This window comes from Streptococcus oralis (genome assembly GCF_001578945.1).
In the GTDB taxonomy this organism is placed as follows: domain Bacteria; phylum Bacillota; class Bacilli; order Lactobacillales; family Streptococcaceae; genus Streptococcus; species Streptococcus oralis_Q.
In genome coordinates this window covers 1-437 of sequence record NZ_KQ969617.1, presented here as the reverse complement: position 1 = coordinate 437, position 437 = coordinate 1, and the positions used below count along the sequence as shown (strand labels likewise).

Annotated in this window: 2 protein-coding genes; one reads left to right on the top strand and one right to left on the bottom strand. The window is 40.7% G+C overall.

What is annotated here, in order from left to right:
* Window positions 1–200, top strand: a 200-nt coding sequence (locus SORDD16_RS11375) for a hypothetical protein (protein ID WP_164966530.1), incomplete at its 5' end; no start/stop codon positions are given.
* Here SORDD16_RS11375 and SORDD16_RS12270 read toward each other — a convergent pair.
* Window positions 162–314 carry an IS3 family transposase gene (locus SORDD16_RS12270; protein WP_369404189.1) on the bottom strand — a complete coding sequence of 51 codons (153 nt, stop codon included), beginning with the start codon at window positions 312–314 and terminating at the stop codon, window positions 162–164. The two genes, SORDD16_RS11375 and SORDD16_RS12270, sit on opposite strands and share 39 nt — an antisense overlap.
* Window positions 315–437: the final 123 nt, after the last annotated feature.

Here is a 437-nt window from a genome sequence, read left to right as displayed (position 1 = left end):
AGAGCTTCTTGACCTATGACAAGGCTCACCGTCTCACTGAACTCCGCCATGTGGACAAGCAGGACAAACTCATCTCTAGCTATTGGTTTTCTGTCAATATCCTAGACACATTTTGGGAGGAAAAATGGAAGGCTATCGCCCTTCGGTTGCTGAACCGCATTTTAGTGAAACAAGAGTTTTTCAAAATCATTGGGACATAGATAATTCAGATTGCTATGCCGTCTTATCGTATTATAAAATCCTTCAATATATTGGGAAACACTATGATAACAGCTTTCAAAATCTTGATAGTCGACAGTCGTTTCTGCGTAAATACATTCTTTCTTAATGGTCGCATGGAAAGACTCAATTCTTTAAGAGGCAAGCGACGAGTTAAGAACAATGAGGCTTGAACAAAGTGAAAGCCAGCGTCTTTAGGCGCTGGCTGGTAATTTGGA